Origin of the sequence: Clostridioides sp. ZZV15-6597, from assembly GCF_020657815.1 — a bacterium.
Classification (GTDB): domain Bacteria; phylum Bacillota; class Clostridia; order Peptostreptococcales; family Peptostreptococcaceae; genus Clostridioides.
In genome coordinates, this window is sequence record NZ_JAGWCT010000243.1 from 1 (window position 1) to 601 (window position 601).

General features: G+C 26.8%; 1 protein-coding gene and 1 pseudogene. Both read right to left on the reverse strand.

The annotated features are described in order from the left end of the window. On the reverse strand, nucleotides 1-495 hold a 495-nt coding region (locus KGF52_RS21090; protein ID WP_227841530.1), incomplete at its 3' end, for a helix-turn-helix domain-containing protein. After that, nucleotides 467-601, reverse strand: a pseudogene (locus KGF52_RS21095) (IS607 family transposase); the annotation flags it as partial. The gene KGF52_RS21090 and the pseudogene KGF52_RS21095, both read right to left, overlap by 29 nt.

Consider the following 601-nt stretch of genomic DNA (forward strand, 5'->3'; position numbering starts at 1 on the left):
ATAGTATCTATTAGATTTTTGACTTACTGTACCACTTTTAACTATTGAATTTGTTGGTATATATCCAAATTCTTTTAGTCTTACCCAACCAAGAGTAGGTATTTTGACCCTATGCCTTTCAATAGTCCAATCAGTTTTGTTATTCTTTGGAAAATATGCTTTAACATCTTGATTTTTCTTTTTCTTGAATTTAGGAAAACTTTTAGTTTTTTTAAAGAAATCTTTAAAGGCTTTATCTCCATTCATAATAGCTTGTTTTGTAGCCTTAGAAGATACATCTTTAATCCATTTCATATCTTGATTATTAGGAATATATTCATTGTTTAACCATTTAGAAAAATCCATACCGCTTATAAATTTACCTTTACTCTCATAAACTTCTTTATTGTGAGCAATATAGAAGTTATATATAAATCTACTAACACCAATCGTTTGATGTATTTTAGATTTTTGTTCAGTAGTAGGATTAATTTCTATTTTGTATGCTCTTTTCAACTTCTTCATCCTCTCTAATCTTTTTCTTGTATTTTCTTAATCCATATATGCGACAACTAAAACTATGAAGTATTGATATTATATCTTGAACTAATTCTTCTTGTGG